At 70.3% G+C, this 19,808-nt stretch carries 22 protein-coding genes; 10 read left to right on the top strand and 12 right to left on the bottom strand.

The window, feature by feature from the left end; translation table 11 throughout:
* Window positions 1–32: 32 nt before the first annotated feature.
* The 3 genes from aroH to FHR82_RS27510 all read right to left on the bottom strand — a co-directional run bounded on the left by aroH (window position 33) and on the right by FHR82_RS27510 (window position 1,614).
* On the bottom strand, window positions 33–392 hold the full coding sequence (aroH, locus tag FHR82_RS27520; protein WP_184813463.1) for a chorismate mutase: 360 nt from the start codon (window positions 390–392) through the stop codon (window positions 33–35).
* A gap of 3 nt (window positions 393–395) precedes the next feature.
* Window positions 396–1,187: a TIGR03084 family metal-binding protein gene (locus FHR82_RS27515; protein WP_184813462.1), complete on the bottom strand. Its 792-nt coding sequence runs from the start codon at window positions 1,185–1,187 to the stop codon at window positions 396–398.
* A gap of 109 nt (window positions 1,188–1,296) precedes the next feature.
* The gene (locus tag FHR82_RS27510; RefSeq protein WP_184813461.1) at window positions 1,297–1,614 is read right to left on the bottom strand and encodes a DUF6235 family protein; all 318 of its coding nucleotides are present in this window, start codon (window positions 1,612–1,614) and stop codon (window positions 1,297–1,299) included.
* A 93-nt stretch (window positions 1,615–1,707) separates the two neighbouring features.
* Between FHR82_RS27510 and FHR82_RS27505 the strand changes: the two genes are divergently transcribed.
* Window positions 1,708–2,448 (top strand): TetR/AcrR family transcriptional regulator, encoded by a 741-nt coding sequence (locus FHR82_RS27505; RefSeq protein ID WP_184813460.1) that lies wholly within the window; start codon window positions 1,708–1,710, stop codon window positions 2,446–2,448.
* Here FHR82_RS27505 and FHR82_RS27500 read toward each other — a convergent pair.
* From FHR82_RS27500 to FHR82_RS27490, 3 genes are all read right to left on the bottom strand, one after another.
* A complete protein-coding gene (locus tag FHR82_RS27500) occupies window positions 2,368–3,102 on the bottom strand; it encodes a maleylpyruvate isomerase N-terminal domain-containing protein (RefSeq protein WP_184813459.1) in 735 nt (244 codons plus the stop codon). The genes FHR82_RS27505 and FHR82_RS27500 overlap by 81 nt on opposite strands.
* A gap of 38 nt (window positions 3,103–3,140) precedes the next feature.
* Window positions 3,141–3,611, bottom strand: coding sequence for a flavin reductase family protein (locus tag FHR82_RS27495; RefSeq protein ID WP_184814116.1), 471 nt, complete (start codon window positions 3,609–3,611; stop codon window positions 3,141–3,143).
* A 104-nt stretch (window positions 3,612–3,715) separates the two neighbouring features.
* Complete coding sequence (locus tag FHR82_RS27490) at window positions 3,716–4,189, bottom strand: acyl-CoA thioesterase (protein ID WP_184813458.1); 474 nt, start codon at window positions 4,187–4,189, stop codon at window positions 3,716–3,718.
* 340 nt (window positions 4,190–4,529) lie between these two features.
* On the opposite strand from FHR82_RS27490, the gene FHR82_RS27485 reads away from it, so the two are divergent.
* Complete coding sequence (locus FHR82_RS27485; RefSeq protein ID WP_184813457.1) at window positions 4,530–5,348, top strand: AfsR/SARP family transcriptional regulator; 819 nt, start codon at window positions 4,530–4,532, stop codon at window positions 5,346–5,348.
* 64 nt (window positions 5,349–5,412) lie between these two features.
* Complete coding sequence (locus tag FHR82_RS27480) at window positions 5,413–6,417, top strand: DUF1702 family protein (RefSeq protein WP_184813456.1); 1,005 nt, start codon at window positions 5,413–5,415, stop codon at window positions 6,415–6,417.
* 168 nt (window positions 6,418–6,585) lie between these two features.
* Here FHR82_RS27480 and FHR82_RS27475 read toward each other — a convergent pair whose 3' ends face one another.
* Entirely contained in the window at window positions 6,586–7,389 is an 804-nt protein-coding gene (locus FHR82_RS27475; RefSeq protein ID WP_184813455.1) for a helix-turn-helix domain-containing protein, read from the bottom strand.
* 298 nt (window positions 7,390–7,687) lie between these two features.
* On the opposite strand from FHR82_RS27475, the gene FHR82_RS27470 reads away from it, so the two are divergent.
* The 6 genes from FHR82_RS27470 (at window position 7,688) to FHR82_RS27445 (ending at window position 12,950) form a co-directional block, all read left to right on the top strand.
* The gene (locus FHR82_RS27470) at window positions 7,688–8,257 is read left to right on the top strand and encodes a DUF5987 family protein (RefSeq protein WP_184813454.1); all 570 of its coding nucleotides are present in this window, start codon (window positions 7,688–7,690) and stop codon (window positions 8,255–8,257) included.
* Window positions 8,258–8,315: 58 nt separating this feature from the next.
* Entirely contained in the window at window positions 8,316–9,950 is a 1,635-nt protein-coding gene (locus tag FHR82_RS27465) for an FAD-dependent oxidoreductase (RefSeq protein ID WP_184813453.1), read from the top strand.
* Between the two features lie 189 nt (window positions 9,951–10,139).
* A complete protein-coding gene (locus FHR82_RS27460) occupies window positions 10,140–10,625 on the top strand; it encodes a DUF6423 family protein (RefSeq protein ID WP_184814115.1) in 486 nt (161 codons plus the stop codon).
* Window positions 10,622–11,923 (top strand): FAD/NAD(P)-binding protein, encoded by a 1,302-nt coding sequence (locus FHR82_RS27455; RefSeq protein WP_184813452.1) that lies wholly within the window; start codon window positions 10,622–10,624, stop codon window positions 11,921–11,923. The genes FHR82_RS27460 and FHR82_RS27455 overlap by 4 nt, the downstream gene beginning before the upstream one ends.
* Window positions 11,916–12,341, top strand: coding sequence for a DUF6187 family protein (locus tag FHR82_RS27450; protein ID WP_184813451.1), 426 nt, complete (start codon window positions 11,916–11,918; stop codon window positions 12,339–12,341). Before FHR82_RS27455 ends, FHR82_RS27450 begins: the two co-directional genes overlap by 8 nt.
* A 66-nt stretch (window positions 12,342–12,407) precedes the next feature.
* Window positions 12,408–12,950, top strand: coding sequence for a carboxymuconolactone decarboxylase family protein (locus tag FHR82_RS27445; protein WP_184813450.1), 543 nt, complete (start codon window positions 12,408–12,410; stop codon window positions 12,948–12,950).
* A gap of 29 nt (window positions 12,951–12,979) precedes the next feature.
* Here FHR82_RS27445 and FHR82_RS27440 read toward each other — a convergent pair whose 3' ends face one another.
* The 4 genes from FHR82_RS27440 to FHR82_RS27425 form a co-directional block, all read right to left on the bottom strand.
* Window positions 12,980–13,783, bottom strand: coding sequence for an AfsR/SARP family transcriptional regulator (locus FHR82_RS27440; RefSeq protein ID WP_184813449.1), 804 nt, complete (start codon window positions 13,781–13,783; stop codon window positions 12,980–12,982).
* A 285-nt stretch (window positions 13,784–14,068) separates the two neighbouring features.
* On the bottom strand, window positions 14,069–14,263 hold the full coding sequence (locus FHR82_RS27435; protein WP_184813448.1) for a transcriptional regulator: 195 nt from the start codon (window positions 14,261–14,263) through the stop codon (window positions 14,069–14,071).
* Window positions 14,260–14,907, bottom strand: a complete 648-nt coding sequence (locus FHR82_RS27430) for a hypothetical protein (protein WP_184813447.1) — start codon at window positions 14,905–14,907, stop codon at window positions 14,260–14,262. The genes FHR82_RS27435 and FHR82_RS27430 overlap by 4 nt, the downstream gene beginning before the upstream one ends.
* 47 nt (window positions 14,908–14,954) lie before the next feature.
* A complete protein-coding gene (locus tag FHR82_RS27425) occupies window positions 14,955–15,896 on the bottom strand; it encodes a hypothetical protein (protein WP_184813446.1) in 942 nt (313 codons plus the stop codon).
* Between the two features lie 197 nt (window positions 15,897–16,093).
* Here FHR82_RS27425 and FHR82_RS27420 point away from each other — a divergent pair, with 197 nt between their 5' ends.
* Window positions 16,094–16,258 (top strand): hypothetical protein, encoded by a 165-nt coding sequence (locus tag FHR82_RS27420; protein WP_184813445.1) that lies wholly within the window; start codon window positions 16,094–16,096, stop codon window positions 16,256–16,258.
* Window positions 16,259–16,351: 93 nt separating this feature from the next.
* On the opposite strand, the gene FHR82_RS27415 is transcribed toward FHR82_RS27420, so the two are convergent.
* Complete coding sequence (locus FHR82_RS27415) at window positions 16,352–19,441, bottom strand: AfsR/SARP family transcriptional regulator (protein WP_184813444.1); 3,090 nt, start codon at window positions 19,439–19,441, stop codon at window positions 16,352–16,354.
* Window positions 19,442–19,808 lie beyond the last annotated feature (367 nt).

The following is a 19,808-nucleotide window of genomic DNA, read 5'->3' as shown; positions in this document are numbered from 1 at the left end:
GAAATTCCTTCCTGCTACGCCGGGGAATCCGGCTATGCGGCGAGGTCCGGGCGCAACCGGGTGGCGCCGCGCAGGTACACGTGGCGGACCGCGGAGCGGGGCCGGTCGCTCTCGACGTGGGCGAGGAGCCGGACCACCCTGGGCAGCGCGCCGGGGACGGGGACCTCCGTCGCGCACAGCAATGGCACGTCGACGAGCCCGAGGTCGCGCGCGGCGACCGCGGGGAAGCAGCTCGTCAGGTCGGGGGTCATCGTGAACACGATGCTGATCAGGTCGTCGGGACCGATCCCGTTGCGGTCGACGACTTCCCGGATCAGCTCACGGGTGCCCGCGAGGATCTCGGCCGGGTCGTCCCGGTCGACCTGGATCGCGCCGCGGACGGCCAGGACCACCGGTCAGGCCTTGAACTGACCCGGCTGCCTGCCCGCGCCGGCGGGCCCCCGGAACGCCTGCGCGATGTCCAGCCACGCCTCGGCGTCGGGGCCGGTGGCGGTCAGCGCGAGGTCGTCGCGGTGGCGCCTGCGGGTCGCCAGCAGGCACAGGTCCTCTGCGGGACCGGTGATCTTCTGCTCGGCGTCGGCGGGCCCGAACTCCCAGGTGGCGCCCGATGGGGCGGTCAGCTCGTACCGGAACGGCGCCGCGGGCGGGGTGAGTCCGCGCGCCTGGTAGCCGAAGTCCCAGGTGAGGGTGACGAACAGGGAGATCCACCAGATGCGGTCGTCCCGCTCGACGGTGACGCCAAGCCCGTCGGCGATGTCCTGGCCGTGGGCGAACAGCTCCATCATGCCCGCGGACGCGAGCACGGCGGGCGGCAGCGGCCGCACCAGCCACGGCACGACCTGGTCGGCAGGCACCGCGGCGAGTGCCTTGATCGCGCTGTCGCGCTCGGCGCGCCAGCGGGTCAGCAGCACCTCCGGCGGGTCACCGGTGTAGTCGGCGAGGGCGGCGTTGACCGCGCCCTCGAAGTCCGCGGCCGCCTTGGCCGCCAGCGCACCGAAGAGCTCCGCGTCCGAGGCGGCGGTGCCTGCCAGGCGGAAGATGAAGGCGAGGTGCGCGACCTGGTCTGCGACCGTCCAGCCAGGTGCGGGGGTGGGCCGCTGCCAGCCCGCTTCTTCGAGGTCGGCGACGAGCCCTTCGAACTCCTCGGCGGCCGCGGTCAGATCGGCGATCACGTCTCGCTGTGTCACGCGCCTTGTCCTCTCGCCCGTCACGGTCTTCCATTTCAGGATGACCGTGCCGGGGCGGGAAGTCTTATCCGCGCATGCCTTGTCGCTGGTGCGTGTCTGGTGCCGTCGCTCAACGCCTGCGGTGGGCGGCCGCGCCGGTGGGCGGTCCGATGTGGACGATGCCGAACGAGTCGAAGCAGTTGATCCGGATCTTCACCACGAGGTCGTCCCGGACGATGACGTACAGCTCGGCGGGCCGCTGGAAGTCGTCGACCACCCGGTAGGTCCGGAACAGGCTGCCGTCCAGCATCGCGAAGAGCGCCTTGTAGACCGCGTTCTTGTGGGCCTGTGGCGCGTTGCCCGCCCAGTCGTCGAGTACCTCGAGGCCGGTCTCCAGCCGGAAGCGCGCACGCGGGGTCACGCTGTCCTGCTCCACGGATTCGTTCATGGACTGCACCTATCTCAAGGGGTCTCCCCGCCAGGAGGCAACTCGTAACGCTGTTATGTATCGACGATAGCGGCGATATGTAACATTGTCAACGTGAGCCCGCGACCACGTGACCCGGCAACCCGTACCGAGATGATCGAGATCTCCGCCCGTCTCCTCGCCGAGGAGGGCCCGGAGGCGATGTCCAGCCGTCGCATCGCGAAGGAGCTGGGTGCCTCGACAATGGCCGTCTACACGCACTTCGGCAGCATGAGCGGCCTCGTGCGCGAGATCGTGCACGAGGGCTTCGGCAGGCTGGCGGCGGCGTTCGACCGCATCGAGTGGACCGACGACCCGGTGTGCGACATGGCGGTGGTCGGCCGCGTGTACCGCCACACGGCCGTCGAGAACGCCCACCTCTACTCGGTGATGTTCGGCGGCCGCACGCTGGCCGGGTTCCAGCTCAGCGAGGAGGACCGCCAGTACGGCCGGTTCAACCTCGTCCGCGTCGTCGAGTGCGCGGCGCGCTGCATCGAGGCAGGCCGCTTCCGGGCCGAGGACGCGGATCTGGTGGCACATCACATGTGGCTCGCCATGCACGGTCTGGTGACGCTGGAACTCGGCGACTACCTCATCGACCCGTGCGACGCCGACCGGTGCTTCGAGAGCCAGACCGTGTCGCTGATGGTGGGGGCCGGAGACGCCAGGGAGGCGGCCACGAAGTCCGTGACCGCCTCCACCGGTGTGTTCACCCGCATCTTCGGGCCTGTCGGCTCACTCGTCTCCGGCGGTTCCGGCGACGGGTTCGACGGCGGCGACGGGCGGGGTGAAAGGTCCCCAGGTGAAGGCCGGTAGCCACCGGTGCGAGTCGCGGTCCCAGTCCATCGCGGTGATCTGGCGGTGGCTGCGGCGCCCGGCGAGCGACCGGTAGATGTCGTACCGGTTCGCGGTCACCGTCGCGACCGGCTCACCCGTGCCGACCGTCCACTGTGTCGTCCCGGTGGACAGTCGCAGCGCGGGCAGCTGGTGGTCGTCCACCGCGCAGGCGAAACCGTTGGCGAGCACCTCGAAGGCCCCGGGGAACGCGGGGTGCTCGCCGGGCAGCTCGGCGCCGATCGCGTAGCGGATGTCCAGCTCGTGCGTGAACGCGTCCATCACGAGGATGTTGCCCGCCCGGTCGCCGCGGTCCGCGAGCAGCAGGTCCACCTCGGCGCCCAGTTCCTTCCACGTGGTCAGCAGCTCCGGCAGGTCCATGTCCGCGGACGAGGCCCGGGGCGCCGACGGCCAGCCCGAGAGCCTGCCGATCGACGTCGCCGCCACCCCGACCAGGTGAGTCACCAGGCCCCGCAGTGTCCACTCAGGACACGACGGTACCGGCACGTCGCCCTCCGGGGCCGCGGCGCCGAGCAGCTCGGTCACGTTCTCCCGCACCTGCCGGTAACACTCGTGGTTGGGCGGGCGTGAGCCGCGCAACGTCGGCGTGCCCGCTTCGCCAAGGTTCGTGTACATCGGTCAACTCCCAAGTGTGCGGACAGGGCCGGTACTGCTCAGGCGGACTGCGCGGTCGGCGGGTCGTACTGGTGGAAGCCGCCGTCGAGGAAGAGCAGCGCCCGCCCGGTGCCGCGGCTCGCGCTGCGCACCAGGCCGAGGAAGATCGAGTGGTCGCCGCCCTCGTACACCTCGGCGAGGTCGCACTCGAGCCACGCGAGGGAACCGTTCAGCAGCGGCACCCCGGAGTGGGGGCCGGGGAACCACGGGAACCGCTCGAACTGCGCCATGCCGCTCGGCCGGTCCCGGCTCGCGAAGTAGCGCCCGACCTGTTCCTGCTCGTTGCTCAGCACCGAGACACCGAAGTGGTCGGCGTCGATGATGGCCTCGTGGATGCGCGAGGTGCGCCCCACGCAGCACAGCACCATCGGCGGGTCCAGCGAGACCGACGTGAACGCGTTAGCCGTCATGCCGTGCGCGAGCCGCCCGCGTGCGGTCAGCACCGTGATGCCCGTGGCGAACTGGGCCATCACCTCGCGCAGCTTGCGCTGGGTGAGCTCCTGCTCCTGTTCCTGCGCGGTGCGCAGGACCGTGACGGGTTCGACGCCCTGCTGCGGCTCCTGCCGCCCCGCGCTCACCGGGACTCCCCGGCACCCAGGCGCCGCCCGGCGTTCTCCGGTGCCATCGCGTACGGCTCGAGAGCCTCGCGCAGCGCGACGGGGACCCGCGCCGGCACCGTGTTGTTGTTCGGGCCGCGCATACAGGCGATTCGCTGACTTCCTCGGGCCACGAGACTCTCCTGATCGTCGACCAGCCGCACGTAGTCGAAGCTGAACTGGATCTGCGTCTGGGTCAGTTCCTCGAGTCGCATGCGTACGCTCAGCTGGTCGAAAGCCGTGATCTCCGCGAAGAAGTCGCAGTCCGCCTTGAGCGTGAACAGCTTCAGGTCATCTTCCATGATCTCGGACAGCACCTCGGGCGCCTCCTGCGTGAGGAACTTCTCCCGGCAGTGTCCCTGCCAGCGCAGGTAGTTCACGAAGTAGACGTTGCCGGCGACGTTGGTGTCCTCGAACCCAACGGTGTGGCGGAACTCGAAGTACGCCGCCATGTCAGCTCTCCCATTCGGTCAGAAGCCCGGGGGCGCCGGAGTTGTCAACCCGCTCGTCGCTCACGTTCACCGCCTAGCGGTCGGGCAGAAACAGGCTGGGGGAGATCACGGGTGATGATGTCCCAGCCGACTGACGGACTCCAGCTTGCAATGCGGTGAGCGAACGAAGCTACTCTCCATGTGCGGTAGCCGATCCGCTGGTCACACTGGCCACGACTCCGAAACTGCGCTTCGGCCGGGAAATGGGCCGCCGCAGGGCATCAGCCGCATTTCAGGATATTCGCCGCCGCGCCCGGCGGGCTTACGCTGCGATCTGGCGGACCGGTGAAATGAGCAGATCATGCGACCTGAAATCAACGTGCTGGGCCCGTTCGAAGCCACCATCGACGGTGTGTCCATCGTGCCATCGGCGAGCAAGCCACGCCAGTTGCTGGCGGTGCTCGCGCTGAACGTCGGCAGGGTGGTCACGGCCGCGGCGCTCATCGAAGAGCTGTGGTCCGACAAGGTGCCCCGCACTGCCCACAGCACACTGCACACCTACGTGATGCAGCTGCGGAAGTGCATCGCGGGCGCGGTGCCGGCCGCGGAGGCGCGGAAGGTCCTCGAGACCAGGCACACCGGCTATCTGTTGCGGTTCGACGACGAGGCGCTCGACGCCAACTGGTACGCGCGGAAAGCCGCGGCGGGCCGGGCGGCAGGCGCGGCGGGCGACTACGTGGCAGCCGAACGGCTGCTGCGGGAAGCGCTGTCGGTCTGGCGTGGACCGTTGCTCGTGGACGTCGCCACGGGGCCGCAGCTGGAGATCGAGTCGACGCGGCTGCACGAGAGCAGGCTGACCGACCTCACGCTGCGCATCGACGCCGACCTGTTCCTCGGCAGGCACCACCAGCTGCTCGGCGAGCTGGCCGCGCTGTGCGCGCGGCACCCGCACATGGAGAACTTCCACGCGCAGTTCATGCTCGCGCTCTACCGGTGCGGCCGGCCCGGGCAGGCCCTCGAGGTCTACCACGCGGTGTGGACGACGCTGCGCGAACAGTTCGGGGTGGCGCCGTCGCCGCGACTGCGCAAGGTGCACCAGGCGGTGCTCACGGGCGACGCGAGCATCGACGACCCGGGTTTCGTGATGAACAAATGGGTTCCCCACGCCGTCGCGCGATGACGTGTGCACCACGGGCCCGCCGCACGCGGCCGTGGTGTGACCGAGAACGAACTGGAGGACCGACATGCCCCCGATCCTGGGTACGCTGCGGCGACTGGTGCTGACACCGAAGCTGCGCGCGGTGACGTTCGCCGAACGGGGCTTCCCCGCCGCGGGCACGCCTGCTGCCGAGCACCTCGAGTCGATCCCGCAGTCGGTGATCTGCGGCTTCGAATGGGGGATCGAGCACGGCGCGATGTGGGACGTCGAGCGCAGGCTGGCGACGGTCGCGCCGGAGCTGCGCGGTTTCGCCTACGAGGGCGCGGCGATGGCGTACGCGGTGCGCGACGCGATGGCGGGCGGGCGGGGCACCCGGACCAAGCAGCTGCTGGAGGGTCCCGGCCTGCCGCACATCTTCCTCACCTACATCGGCATCGGGTTCGCGATGGCGCGGCTGCCGAGGGTGTTGTGGCGCAACATCATGCCCGACCTCGATGGCGTGCCGTTCTTCCCGACGATGAGCTGGCTCGCCGTCGACGGGTACGGCTTCGACAAGGCCTACTTCCACACGAAGAAGGTGGTCGACGAGCAGCGGCCGTTCAAGCCCTACCCGTGGGCGGGCCGGGCCGACTACTTCCCCCGTGCGGCGGACCAGGGCCTCGGGCGTGCGCTGTGGTTCATCCACGGTGCGCGGCCTGCGTTGGTCACGGCGGCGGTGCACGCCTTCGCCCCGGAGCGGCGGGCCGACCTGTGGAGCGGTGTCGGCCTGGCCGCGACGTTCGCGGGTGGCTCCTCGGCCGAGGGACTCGCGGAGCTGTCGGCGGCGGCCGGGGAGCACGCCGACGAGGTCGCGCTCGGCGCGGTGTTCGCCGGGACCGCGCGACTTGCCGCGGGGCACCTGCCGGAGCACAGCAGGCTCGGCGTCGAGGTGCTCGCGTCGCGCTCGGTCGAGGACGCGGTGCTGCTCGCGGCGTCCACCGCGAACGAGCTGGGTGAGTCCACGCGTCCGTCGGACCCGCCGGCCTACGAGCTGTGGCGCGAGCGGATCCGCCAGCAGCTGCGGGGCTCGGCCGCGGCCGAAGCGGCCTGAGACGTCCCTGCCGGACGGGGAACAGGTCCTCCCGTCCGGCACGGACGCACGTGGACGACATCGCACAGCGTGACAACCGCGCACCGCGGGACAACGAAAAGCTCCGCCCGGTGACTCTCCGGGCGGAGCTTCTCGTGTCTCTTCGGTTTGTTCGGTTGTCCCACCTGGTCAGGCTCCCGGCAGGGCGGCTTCCTCAGCCCCGCCGGGAACCCGGGCCCGTGCGGTCCACATGGACTCGTCGAGTTGTGCCAGCAGTGCGGGCGGGTCGAAGATCCGCCGGGGCCGCAACCACAGGTCGACGGGCTGGGCAGGCATGCCCGCGGACACCGTGAGCGGGCCGAGCGCCGCGACGTACACCTCGTCCCGTCCCGTGTGCTCGTCGGTACCGACCGCCACCGACTGCGCGAGCAGGTACCAGGTGCCGTCCGGCACCCCGGGCAGGACGAACTCGCCTGGTGAGGAGAGGGTCGCGTGCCGGACCGGCATGCCCTGGGCGATGCGGTCCCCGAAGACCCCGACGACGACGTGCCCGGGGGCGACGGGGGAGGCGGACAGCTGCTGGTGCACCTGGCCGCGCACCTCCGTGCCGTCGCCGTGCCGGTGCCATCCCGGCGACTGGTGTTCGGCCAGCGGGGGCACGTAACCCTCGAACTGCCGGTAGGAGGTCGGGGAGATGCCGACGCTCATGCGGAACCGGGAGCTGAAGGTACCGATGCTGTTGTAACCGACCAGGTGGCTGATGTCGGCCACCGTCAGCGAGCTCGTCAGGAGCAGCCGCTTGGCTTCCTGCAGGCGCAGTGCGGACAGGAACCGGCCCGGCGAGATGCCGGTCACCCGCTGGAACATGCGCGAGAAGTGGAACTTGCTGAACATGGCGGTACGTGCCATGTCGTCGATGGTGATCGGTTCTCCTAAATTGTTCTGCATCGCGCGGATCACGCGCTCGACCGCTTTCAGGATGAGTTCGTCCATTAGCTGGCACCGATCAGGTATATGTGCGTTCGCGTTGTTTGATGAAATTGACGTTAGGGTGGTAGAAATTTGCTGGCAACCATGGTCGCCGCTGGCTCGACGTTCGGACCATCAGCGATTCAAGACCGCGCGACGATGGCTCAAGGAAGCCTTGATGTCGCAGGTACGGCAGGGGTCTGCGGACCGGGTGGCACGGAGGGAGATGCGGCGGCCGAACACGTGCGCCCAGAATTGAGCGAGAGCCGGCACGTTTCCGGAACTGCCGTCAATCCGGTATGCGGCATCGACAGGAGGAGTCGTGGGAGTAGGCGCCGAATTCGACGATCAGGTCGAGACAAGCACCTTGGAAGCATTCGCGGACACGATCCTCCCCGGTGTCAAGCGCCACCCGGACGATCGTGCGATCGCCGGCGTGTGCGATGACCCCGGCGCGGTCGAGGCGGGTGCGCTGGAACTGCTGAACGACCCCGCGACCGGCATCACCGCAGGCCTCGGTCCGCTGGCGCAGGCCCTCAACGGGCACGCGGTCGCCTACGCGGAGGAGAAGGGGCTCACCCTCGACGACGACGTGCCGCCGTTCGTCGCACTGGACTACGACGACCGCGTCGAGCTGATCGCCCGGCTGACCTCCCCTGGTCACCCGGAGAAGAGCGGCTGGGTCCTGCTCGCGATGTTCACCAACATGGCCTTCGACTCCGCCGCGCACCTCAGCACCGGTGAGGCGCTGGAGAACGGCCACCCGGGCCTGATCCAGATGGGCTTCGCGAAGCCCGACGAGGACGGGTTGTGGCGGTTCCCCGACTACAGCTACGGCCAGGAGCTGGCCAAGCGGCACCCCAACACCACGGAATCCGGGAGTCCGGCATGAGCGAGCTTGCGAGCGAATCATCGACACCGGGACCGGCCGGAGCTTGCGAGGGGCAGTCATGAGTGCCGTTGAGAAGACCGACGTCCTGGTCGTCGGCAGCGGGTTCGGCGGGTCCATCGCGGCATACCACCTCGCCGCGGGCGGCGCGAAGGTCACCGTTCTGGAACGCGGACCCTGGTTGGAGGGCAAGGACTTCGACCACGACTACCTCCTCGGCAAGTCCTACACACGGGTGTTCGACTTCGTCGCCGGGGACGGCATGAGCGTCCTCGGCGGGAACTGCGTTGGCGGCGGCAGCGTCGTGTACTTCGCCGCGCTGCCCCGCGCACCCCGGTACGTCTTCGAGAAGCAGGGCTCGATCGGCCGCCGCATCTGGCCTGCGGCGATCACCCGCGACTCACTGGACCCCTGGTACGACCGGGTGTCCGAGGTCCTGCCGGTGAGCCAGCAGGACTGGAACGACATCAGCTACGCGGGCGGCCTGTGGGCGGCGGCGTGCCACCATTCGGGCCACACCGCCAATCCGGTGCCCGTCGGCATCGACACCGCCAAATGCACCAACTGCAACTGGATGATGGCCGGCTGCCGGTTCGACGCGAAGCGGTCGATGCTCCTGAACTACCTGCCCGCGGCCCTCGCGCACGGCACGGAGATCCGCCCGCTGCACGAGGTCCAGAAGATCACGCGCACCGATGACGGCGGCTACCGCGTCCACTACAACAACATCGACGAGGTCGACTACCGGGTCGCCACCGGGAACGGCGTCATCGAGGCGAAGATCGTCATCCTGGCCGCGGGTTCCGCCGCCACCCCGGTGATCCTGCAGCGCTCCGAGGACACCCTCGGCAAGATGCCGCACGGTGTCGGCCGCTACTTCTCCGGCAACGGCGAGCGCCTCAACACCGCGATCATCAACGAGGACCGCGTCGCCGAGGTGCTCGGTCTGCGCAGGCCCAACGGGGCGGTCTACGAGGCCAACCAGATCGGCAAGGGCCCGGTCGTCGCCTGCTGGGACAACGTCGACGGCGACAAGCCCGAGTACTCCCGCTTCTCCATGGAGCAGCTCTACTTCCCGCCCGGGCTGGGCACGATCCTCGCCCAGGTGCCCGGCAAGACCAGCGCCACCTGGTTCGGCAAAGAGAAGAAAGAGATGCTCAAGAAGTGGAAGTCGTGGCTCACGATCTTCCTCATGACCGAGGACGACAACGAGGGCGTCTTCGGCCCGCCGCCGCCCACCGGCAACTCCTACCGCATCTCCCAGCAGATGCTCGGCACGGGACCGCTGAAGTACGACCCGACGCCGAACACGCTGCGTGGCTGGGCGGAGGCCGACGCCGCGGCGAAGGAGATCCTCGAGAAGGACGGCCTCGCCACCCTGGCGCCGTGGACGAACGACCTGGTGGGCGCGTACACAGTGCACCCGTTGTCGTCCTGCCGGATCGGTGACGACCCGGCGACGTCCGCACTCGACGACCGCCACGAGCTGCGCGGCCACCCCGGCATCTTCGTCACGGACGGTTCCGCCGTGCCGAGCGCGCTGACCGTGAACCCGGCGCTCACGATCGCCGCCCTGGCGGAAAGGGCGATCCCGGGGATCATCGAGGCGGCGCGCGACCGCGGTGTCGACGTGACCTACGGCGCCCCGCTCCCGACGGCCGCCGCCACCCGGCCCGCAACCGGCTCAGCAGCGTAAACCGCCCGGATTAGTCCTTTGTAGACAGATCGGAGTATTGAGTGGGCCCGTGCGGGTGTGCGACGCTGACTACGCGGAACACATCCGCCGGGTTCCACCCGCCAGGTGTCTTGGAGGTCTGTGTACATGTCGTCGCTCGAGGTTCCAGGGTTGGACGTCGCGGGGCGGGTTCGCGCTCGGGACATCCAGATGGCGGGGGTCGCCGACGTGCGGCGCCGGGTACTGATGATCTCGGGGGCCATCGATGCCGTCGACTACGACGTGTCGGTGTCCATCAACCTGCCGTCGCCGGGACGGTGGCAGATCATCAAGTCCGAGACCAACCTCACCGACCGGACGTGGGTCGCGATGCAGGTGACGACGGACGAGGACACGCACTTCGTGGAGGACGGCGAAGCACTGGTGATGTCCCGCCAGTTCAGCAAGACCTTCCTCACCCCGGACATGCGCAGGCTGACGTTCTTCGACGGCGAGGTCCGGCCGGGCGAGGCCGTGCTGAAGGTGTTCGAGATCGAGACCGAGGCCAACCGGCCGGCGTACGCGCACGCCAGGTACAGCCCGGTCTCCTCCGACAGCGCCGAGAAGTCCGAGGAGCTGTTACAGCAGATGGTCACCGACGGCATGCCCCAGCGGCCTGCCATCGAGGTGATCGTCCCCGTCACGGTCATCGGGTGACCAGGTTCCTGCCACACCCCGACCTGCTCACCTCGCCACGCCACCGGGACTGGCCGGACTACCCGGCCGTCCCGGTGGCAGCGCGCGAGACCCCGCCGCCCGCCGCCGACGTGGTAGTCGTCGGTGCCGGTCCGGCGGGCCTCGCGGTCGTGGCGGCGCTGTGGCACCTCGGGGTCCGCGACGTGGTGGTCGTCGACCGGGACGGCCGCGTCGCCGGTCGCTTCCTGGACCGCATAGACCGGATAGGGCAGCGGGTGCTGCGCTCTCCGTACGAACACCACCCCGGCGTCGAGGGGTACCGCGACTGCGAACTGCGTGACTTCGCGCGGACGCACTGGGCGCTCCTGACCGAGGTCGAGCGCCGCGAGGTCCGGATGTCCCAGGCGGGACACCGTTCCGTCGTGCCGGTCGACGTGTTCGAGGCCTACTGCGACCACACCGCCGTCCTGCACGGACTGCGGGACGGGCTCGTGCGCGGCGAGGTCCGCGAACTGGTGCCCGGACCGGAGCGCGTGGCCGTGCACGGCACCGCGGGCGGGCGGGAGTTCACGATCTCCGCCGGGCACGTCGTGCTGTGCCAGGGCGAGGAGCGGCGTGCCGCTCCCCGCGAGTGGTGGCCGGGAGACCGGCCCGCCTCGGTCGGGTACTGGGACGAGCCCGCACCGCCCGATGGCGGGCACGAGGTCATCGTCGGCGCGGGCCTGACGTCCGCGCACCTCATCCACAACGCGCTCGCCCGCGGCGGCCGCGTGTCGTGGGTGCTGCGCGAGGAGTCCGAGCGGTACCAGTGCTCGGACGTGAACGCGTCGTTCTTCCGCGCCGAGGGCCGCGCCCGCTTCGACGGCGTGCCGTGGGCGGACCGGCTCGCCCTGATGGGACAGCAACGGCGGGCGTCGGTGATGTTCGAGTTCCGCCCGCTGCTGACCGAGGCGGAGGCCGACGGCAGGCTGACCGTGCACCGCGGCGCCGCGGTCGAGGCGGTCGAGGACGGCGCGGTCGTGCTCGCGGACGGTGCGTCCGTGCGCGGTGACCACGTGTGGCTCGCGCTGGGCACCGTCCCGTCGATCGGTCACGGCCTGCTGCCCGACCAGCTGGTCGGGGCCCGCGACGGCTGGCCGGACCTCGACGAGCGCACGCTCGCCTTCCGCGCCGCGCCGGGGGTGTCCGTGGCCGGTGCGGCCACGTGCATGGTGCTCGGCCCGGCCGGGCGCAACATCGACGGCCACCGGGTGGCGACCGCGCGCATCGCGACGAGCGTGGCCGCCGGTCTGCGGAGCAGGTCGGTCGCGCATGTCTGAGTACGACACCGTGTTCTCCCTTCCGTCGGTCGACGAGGATCCGGACACCGAACTCGGTGTGCTGCTGATGGGGCTCGGCCCGGAGCGGTTGCTCGCCGCGCTCGGCGTGGCGGGGCCGGCGCGCGATCCGGCGACCGCGCTGCTCGTGGTGGACCAGCTGCGCCACGACGCGCGGCCGGACCTCACGTTCGAGGCGGCACTGGCCGCGGGCGCCGGGCGGTGGCGGGCGGTCCGCCCCCGGCTCGCGGCCGCGGCCCCGGCGAACGAGGTCCGGTCGGCCGCGCTGCGCAAGCTGTGGGCGGCCGCGACGCACACGGTGACCGAGGCCGGCGTCGCGATCGACCGTGCCGGGCTCGTGTACCTGTCCGCGTGCTGGCTGCGCCGCGACGAGATCGACGACACCGCGCGGCGGCACTGACGCACGCCGCGACCCGGCGGCGCGCGCCGCACCCTCGGCGGACGCCCCCATCCTGTGGAGGACGAGATGGCGAACTTTCCATCCCTGCCCGACGACGCCGTGCTGATGGACGTCTTCCGGCTGTACCCGGAGACGTCCCGGCCGCTGCTCGACTACCACGAGGTGCTGCTGCGCGGTCCGTCCCCGTTCACGGTGGGGGAGCGGGAGCTGATCGCCGCCTACGTCTCCGGGCTCAACTCGTGCGGGTACTGCCACGGCGTGCACACCGTGACCGCGGAGGCCTGCGGCATCGCGCAGGGCGCCGCGCCAGCCGCGGTGGCCGATGTGGACACCGCGCTCGTCGACGAGCGCTTGCGGCCCGTGCTGCGCTTCGTCGGCAAGCTCACCCACGCCCCGTCGTCGGTCACCCGGGCCGACGCGGAGGAGGTCCTGGGGGCGGGGTGGGACGAGCGCGCCCTGCACCACGCGATCATGATCTGCGCCTTGTTCAACTTCATGAACCGCATGGTGGAGGGACACGGGATCAGTGCGGGTGCGGACTACTTCGCGACCTCCGGGAAGCGCCTGGAGGAGGTCGGTTACGCCGGGCTGGGCAAGCTCATCGACTGAGCGGCCCAGCTGACCGGCGCGACCCGTCGTCAGACGTTGTAGACCATGTTCGGGGCCTCGGCCGCGGCCTGACCGGTGAGGATCGCGTGGTGCAGCTGCCGGACGCGCGGCGACGGCTCGACCCCCAGCTGCTCCACCATCTCCTTGCGCAGCCGGTGGTACGCGGCCAGTGCCTGGCTCTGCCTGCCACTGCGATACAGCGCGATCATCTGCTGCACGCAGAAGTTCTCGAGCATCGGGTACCGCACGCACAGGGTCGCCAGCTCGCCGAGCAGCTGGTGGTGCCGACCGAGCCGCAGGTCGGCCTCGATGCGCAGGTGCAGGTCGCCCAGCCGGTTCTCGTCGAGCCGCATCGCCTCGATGGCGAGTGGCGGTCCGATCGGGAGGTCGGCGAGTGCGGGCCCGCGCCACAACCGCAGCGCCTCGGCCAGCATCCGCGACGCGGTCTCGTGGTCGCCCTCGTTGACCGCCTGGCGGCCCGCCGTGGACAGCTGCTCGTAACGGATGGCGTCGACGGCGGTCGGCTCCACGTTCAGCAGGTAGCCCGCGCGCCGCGTGACGAGGATGTCCTTGGCGGTCAGGCCCGCGTCGCCGGCCAGCGCCAGGTCCAGGTTCCTGCGCAGTTTCAGGATGTAGGTGTGTAATGTCGTCACGCCGGTGCGCGGGGGATGGCTCGCCCAGATCTCCTCGGTCAGTAAGCGCGCCGTGACGACCCGTCCCGCGTTGAGCGCGAGAATCGCCAGCAACTGGCTCGGTTTGCTCGCCGTTGGCACCACCGACACGCCGTCGACGTTGACTTCGAGCGGGCCGAGAACATTGATTTCTACTCGCATGACATTTCTCTTTTCTCGATGCCGCCCGGATCGAGGTGAAAGCACGAATGCCCATTCACCGATGTGAGTGAATGGGCATTCGCGAAATAGGCACAGCTCCGCTGCGAAAAAAGCGTGACAGAACGTCGAGACGATGTCAAGCCGGCCTGGAGTCCATGGGGTTGCCGGCTTGTGCTACCGGTGGTGGACGGGAGTACGACGGGCACTGGCGGCACCTGTGCCCATTCGACGAACGATTTCCCCTGGCGCCCCATCGCCATCTCCCCACCTTCTGTCTCGTCGTGCCTAGGTCACCCTGGTGCCCTCGCGCTCGGCGACCAGGACGTACAGTTCGGCCAGGTCGTATTCCGCCCGGCCAGGTGATCCGTAGCGGGTGAGCCTGCCCCGGCTCGCCCACTTCCGGATCGTCGCCTCGGGTACCCCGGCGGCCAGTGCGGCCAGCTCGGTCGGCACCGTCGTGCGGCGCATGTTCCTCGTCATTCCCCACTCTCCCGAGAAGAATCGAACCGATGGTCGTCGCGCAGCAGCAGCCACTTCTCCGGCGGCCACTCATGACCCGCGTCGCAGCGGATCCGCGTCGGCGGATGGCCCTCGGCACGCACCGTCCACCCGCAGCCGGGGTGGTTGCACGGACCGAGGTCGATCTCGGTGCGCGGCTCCGGTTTGAGCACCTCGCGTGCGCGGTCGGCCAGCGAGGCCAGCTCGTCCACGAAGTCCGGGCCCGCGGGGTGCGAGGTGAGCCACCCGAAGTGGATCAGCACGAACGTCGAGAGGCGCGGGATGCTGAGCTCGTCGGGACCGGTGACACCGCGTTCGCTCGTCACCAGCCCGCACCACGACGCGAGCACGCCGAGGATTTCGGACCGGATGCTCACCACGGCGTCGCGCAGCACGATGCCGCCCGGCCTGCGCCCGCTGACCCGCTCCCTCGGCTGCGGGTGGCGCGCGTCGAGCACGTACGCGCACATGTCGTACAGGACGGGCAGCTCGAGCAGGCTCTCCTCGGCGTCCTTGCGGCAGTCGGCGCAGACCGTCAGGCCGGGCACGGTGCGGGACGGGAGTCCGCCGTGCCGCTGGCTCAGACAGAGCGCTCCGGCTTCGTTGTCGCGCACCCTCTCAACCATGGTGGTCACTCTCCGTCCCGCGTGGGAGCCAAGGTGGGCGGTGGTGGTCATGCCGTCACCCGCTCACCGAGGCCGCCGCGTAACGCGGACTCGGCGATGGTGCCGGCGAGGTGGAGGTCCGGGGTCCGCGCGCTCAGCAGCTCGACGACGACGACGTCGTCCTGCTGTTGGCGTCCCGGCCACGCTCCGGTGAGCAGCCGGCCGAGGTCCGCGGCGATCGCGGGCGGCTGGCGGTCGGTGCCGTTGTGCGCGGGTCCGGCGGTCGTGTGGGCCAGGTGCCGCGTGACGATGTGGCGGTCCGCGTGCTCCGGCAGCAGGGCGAGGTCGTCGACGTAGATCTGGTCGACGTGGTCCAGCAGCGAGGCGGGCAGGTCGTGACCGGAGGAGTTCACGAGCACGGTGCCGCGCACCAGGTCCCGGATCGTGGCGTGCTCGACGCCCTCGGTCAGGGCGTCCTCGCTCGCCGCGACGACCAGGTTCGCGCCGAACAGCGAGTCGGCCAGCTCCGGCACCACCGACAGGCCGATGCCCGCCAGGTCGAGCTGGTCGATCAGCCGGGGCTCGAGCGCGTCGGTCCCGTCGGCCTTGTCCGTGACGCGCACGGCCACGTGCACGATGTCGGGCACGTGCCGGGCGAGCACGGCGAGCTGCGCCTGCGTCGCGAACCGGGTGCCGAGCATCGCCACCGTGACCCCGCCGGGAACCAGCAGCTCACGGGTGGCCAGCGCGGCGAGCGCCGCCGCGTGCACCATGCGCAGGAGCCCGGCGTGCATCGCGCAGTCGAGGCCGGTGGCCGGGTCCTCGTACCGGACGTACTCCGTCTCGGTCGCGGGGTCGATCCAGGGGACGAGCCCGCGGGAGTCCCGTGCGCGCTCCGGGTGGCCGATGGTGCGCTTGATCAGCTCCTCGGCCAGCAGCTCGACGGGGTCGACGGTCTCGAGGATGCGTAGTAGGTCGTCAGTTCCGAGCCGCAGGACCGTGTTGGCCATCGCGCTCGCCTCCATCTAGCGGATCCGATGGAAGCAACGGTTCCGCAGGGGGCTACTCCGATCCCATCGATCCGCTATCGCCGGTCGATAGCGGGCGGTTAAGCGGCGAAATGTCAACGCAAAGCGACTGGTCGTTGACTCGTACTCGAGCAAGTTCCACAGCCGCTCGACATCCCCGACGGGCCGAGGAGAACACGATGTCCGCACTGCGCAAGACCGTCGCCGCCACCCTTGTCGCACTCGCAGGAGCAGCGGGTTTGCTGGTCATCGCCACGTCGGCGGGCGAGTTAGCCCAGGGCGGCGCCGGCCACGCCGGGGTGACCGTGCTCGCGGATTCGCCCTGGGGCAGTGTGCGGCCGTGACGTTGCCCGGCACCGGATGGCGCCTGCCCCGCGGAGTGCGCGGGACAGGCGCCATCCGTCATCTCGGGCCCCGTCTCCGGACCGCTGCCGGCGTCAGCCGACGCTGTTGACGATGTCGGGGAAGAGCGTCGCCTTGACCGCGGTCAGCTCCGCGGACAGCCTGCGGGCCTCCTTCGAGTCGGCCATCGAGAGCAGCTCCTCCGCCCGCTCGATCTCCTGCCGCGCGAGGTCCAGCTCACCCGCGCCCTGGTGCACGTCGGAGAGCAGGATCAGCGTCTTGGCGTGCCACACCGTCGACCCGAACTCGGCGAAGAGCTGCTGTGCCTCCGCCAGGTGCACCAGCCCGGCACCGCTGTTGCCCCTGGCCAGGGCGATCTCGCCCAGCGCGTAGAGCGACTGGGCCTCGATGAGCCGTTCGCCGACCTGCCGCGCGAGGGAGTGCGCGTGCTGCAGCGTCGCCTTCGCGTTGTCCAGCCTGCCCGCGCGCTGCCGGACCATGCCCACCCCGTACAGCGCGTGCGCCTCGCCGATCCGGTCGCCGATGTTGCGCACGATCAGCAGCACCCGGTTGAACGCGCGGTGTGCCTCGTTCACCTGGTTCTCGCCGAGGTGCAGCTCGGCGAAGCGGATGACCACCTGCGCCTCGCCGCGCAGGTAGCCCGCCCGCCGGGTGCACGCGAGCGCCTTGTCGAGCAGTTCACGCGCGCGGGCGGTGTCGCCCTCGTCGATCCGCAGCTTCGCGAGGCTCGCGAGGATGCCCGCCTCGCCGACCGGGTCGTCGACCTCGCGCATCATCCGCAGCGCGTCGTGGTACTTGGCGAGCATCGCCGTGGAGTGGCCGCGCAGCCGGTCGACCATGGCCGCGTTGCGCAGCACCAGCGCGCAGCCGTGCGCGTCGCCGTCGGCGCGGAAGCTCGCGAGCGCCGCGGCGAAGTGCTCCTCGGCCTCTGTCAGCCGCCGCTGCGACAGCGCCAGGGTCCCCAGCGAGTACCGCGTCGCGGCCTCCCCGCGCCGGTTGCCCGCGCAAGTGGTCGCCTCCAGCGCCACCTCCGCGGTCTCCCGCCAGTCGTCGTAGTGCCCCTTCACCTCGAACAACGTGACCGCGGTCAGCGCGAGGTCCCAGCACAGCTCGTGCTCGCCCGCCGCGGCGGCGAGGCGCACGGCCGCCACCAGCGACGGGCGCTCCGCCTCCAGCCACTCCATCGGGTCGTTGAGCGGACCCGCGTCGCACTCCGCCCCCTCGCCGAGGTGCCAGCGCGGCCCGGGACCGTGCAGGATCGTGTAGTCCCCGCCGTACTCCTTGCGGTGCGCGGTCTCCGCCATCGCGAGCCACGTGCCGAGCAGCCGGACGACCGCCGCGTGGCGGTCCTGCTCCGCGTCCTCCTCGACCAGCCGCTCGTACGCGTACACCCGGATCAGGTCGTGGAAGCGGTAGCGCGGGTGCTCGCCGGGGATGGCGACGGTGTCGAGCAGCTGTGCCTCGACGAGCTGTTGCAGCACCTCCTCGGCGTCGAACGGGTCGCGGTTGAGCAGCGCGGCGGCCGTCCAGCCGGGGAAGCTGGGGGTGGGGATGACGGAGAAGAGCCGGAACAGCGCCTTGGCCTCCTCCCGGAGCACCCGGTAGGTCAGCCCGATGCTCGACCGCAGCTCCAGCCCGTGGTAGGTCAGCTCGTCGAGCCTGCGTGCGGTGTTGCGCAGCCGCGCGACCAGGATGTCGAGCCGCCAGTGCGGGCGGGACGCGAGCCGGGCGCCCGCGATCCGGATGGCGAGCGGCAGGCGGCCGCAGAAGTCGACCAGCTCGACCGCGGCGCCGTTCTCGGCGGCCATCCGTTCCGGGCCGATGATCTTGGCGAGCATCTCCAGCGACAGGCCGACGTCGAACGGGTGGATGGCGACCAGCGCCGCGCCGGGCAGACCGGAGAGCGGCGCCCGGCTGGTCACGATCACCGCGCAGCCCGGGCCCGCGGGCAGCAGGGGGAGGACCTCGTCCTCCCTGGTCGCCCCGTCCAGCACGACCAGCACCCGCAGGTTCGCGACCCGGCTGCGGTACATGTCGGCCTTCTCCTCGACGTCGTCCGGCACGGTGGAGCCGTCGACGCCGAGGGCGCGCAGGAACCGGTCGAGCACGTCGTGGATGCGGCCGGACTCCAGGTCGGCGTAGAGGTGGCCGTCCGGGTAGACGTCCCGCAGCTCGTGCGCCGCGCGGATGGCGAGCGTCGACTTGCCGACACCGCCCTTCCCGGAGAGCGCCACGATCCGCATGCCGAACGGGTCGTCCTGGTCCTCGTCGCCGGACAGCGCCCGGCGGATCAGGGTGAGGTGGTCCTCGCGGCCGGTGAAGTCGGCGATGCTCGCGGGCAGCCTGCGCGGCATCACCAGGGGCGTCTCGTTCGCGGGCGGGGCGATGACCGGCACGGAGTCCGGGCTGTTCGACACCAGGTCCAGCTCTGGCGTCCGGTTCAGGATGGACGTCTCTAATCGCTGCAGCGACTTGCCAGGCTCGATGCCCAGCTCGTCGATCAGGGTCTGCCGCGCCCGCCTGCCCACCTCGAGCGCCTCGGCCTGCCGCCCGGAGCGGTAGAGGGCGAGCATGAGGAACTCGTAGAGCCGCTCCCGCAGCGGGTGCTCCTCGACCAGCGCGGTCAGCTCGCCGATGGTCGCCTCGTGCCTGCCGAGGGTGAGGTCGAGCTGGATGCGCTCCATGACCGCGGCCAGCCGGGCGTGTCCCAGCTGGTCGGCGCCGCGGCGCACGAGCTCGCTGTGCAGGTCGGCGAGGGCCTCGCCGCGCCAGAGCCCGAGAGCCGTGCGCAGGGTGGCGACCGCCTCGGCGGTACGGCCCGCCTCCGCGTGCGTGCGCGCGGTCCTGACCAGCTCACTGAACTGTTCGGTGTCGAGTTGGTCGGCCGGGACCTCGAGCTGGTAGCCAGGCGTCCTGGTCCGGATCCGCAGCGGTACGTCCGCCGCGGTGAAGATCTTGCGCAGGGCGGAGACGCAGATCTGCACCTGGGCCCGTGCGGTGGTCGGCGGGGTGGTGTCCCACACTGCGTCGATCAGCGACTCGAGCGGCACGATGCGGTTGGCGTTGAGCGCCAGCATCGCCAGCACCACCCGTTGCCGAGGACCACCGAGGTCGAGTTCCTGACCGCCGCTGGACAGCTCCAACGGGCCCAGGAGACATAACACCAGCGCCACCCCCTGAACCACAGCCGGGTCGGGGCACATGGGTCACCCACGTCGGGATGCGCGCCCCATACCGACCCTACTGACCACCTGCCGTGGCCAATTGGCTCACGGAAGTTACCACTTTGAGGAGAATAACTCACAGCGCCGCTAAACAGTAGATACGCAATTTCTCGCATACTCACGCAAAGTGACCGCCGGTTACGCGGTGACCATACCTCCCTACGGTTTCCGCGTGCCGTGAGTTGGCACGGATTGGATGAGGGGGCATGGCCGAATCGGTCTGAAAAGTGATCGTCGATGGTGATCGCCTGACGATTTCCGCGATGCCTTCACGTTCTCTCTCCAGGACGGAGAAGGAGTGGTAGCC

This window comes from Actinophytocola algeriensis, assembly GCF_014203735.1.
GTDB classification, from domain to species: Bacteria; Actinomycetota; Actinomycetes; order Mycobacteriales; family Pseudonocardiaceae; genus Actinophytocola; species Actinophytocola algeriensis.
This window is presented reverse-complemented; position numbering and strand designations above follow the sequence as displayed.

Bases quoted from the DNA above. Each gene is read 5' to 3' on its own strand.
- FHR82_RS27420 (WP_184813445.1), top strand. From the start codon at position 16,094: ATGTCCGCACTGCGCAAGACCGTCGCCGCCACCCTTGTCGCACTCGCA.
- FHR82_RS27440 (WP_184813449.1), bottom strand. From the start codon at position 13,783: ATGCGAGTAGAAATCAATGTTCTCGGCCCGCTCGAAGTCAACGTCGAC.
- FHR82_RS27430 (WP_184813447.1), bottom strand. From the start codon at position 14,907: ATGGTTGAGAGGGTGCGCGACAACGAAGCCGGAGCGCTCTGTCTGAGC.
- FHR82_RS27480 (WP_184813456.1), top strand. From the start codon at position 5,413: ATGCCCCCGATCCTGGGTACGCTGCGGCGACTGGTGCTGACACCGAAG.
- FHR82_RS27510 (WP_184813461.1), bottom strand. From the start codon at position 1,614: ATGAACGAATCCGTGGAGCAGGACAGCGTGACCCCGCGTGCGCGCTTC.
- FHR82_RS27475 (WP_184813455.1), bottom strand. From the start codon at position 7,389: ATGGACGAACTCATCCTGAAAGCGGTCGAGCGCGTGATCCGCGCGATG.
- FHR82_RS27435 (WP_184813448.1), bottom strand. From the start codon at position 14,263: ATGACGAGGAACATGCGCCGCACGACGGTGCCGACCGAGCTGGCCGCA.
- FHR82_RS27465 (WP_184813453.1), top strand. From the start codon at position 8,316: ATGAGTGCCGTTGAGAAGACCGACGTCCTGGTCGTCGGCAGCGGGTTC.
- FHR82_RS27460 (WP_184814115.1), top strand. From the start codon at position 10,140: ATGGCGGGGGTCGCCGACGTGCGGCGCCGGGTACTGATGATCTCGGGG.
- FHR82_RS27500 (WP_184813459.1), bottom strand. From the start codon at position 3,102: ATGTACACGAACCTTGGCGAAGCGGGCACGCCGACGTTGCGCGGCTCA.
- FHR82_RS27450 (WP_184813451.1), top strand. From the start codon at position 11,916: ATGTCTGAGTACGACACCGTGTTCTCCCTTCCGTCGGTCGACGAGGAT.
- FHR82_RS27495 (WP_184814116.1), bottom strand. From the start codon at position 3,611: ATGGCCCAGTTCGCCACGGGCATCACGGTGCTGACCGCACGCGGGCGG.
- FHR82_RS27425 (WP_184813446.1), bottom strand. From the start codon at position 15,896: ATGGCCAACACGGTCCTGCGGCTCGGAACTGACGACCTACTACGCATC.
- FHR82_RS27490 (WP_184813458.1), bottom strand. From the start codon at position 4,189: ATGGCGGCGTACTTCGAGTTCCGCCACACCGTTGGGTTCGAGGACACC.
- FHR82_RS27445 (WP_184813450.1), top strand. From the start codon at position 12,408: ATGGCGAACTTTCCATCCCTGCCCGACGACGCCGTGCTGATGGACGTC.
- FHR82_RS27485 (WP_184813457.1), top strand. From the start codon at position 4,530: ATGCGACCTGAAATCAACGTGCTGGGCCCGTTCGAAGCCACCATCGAC.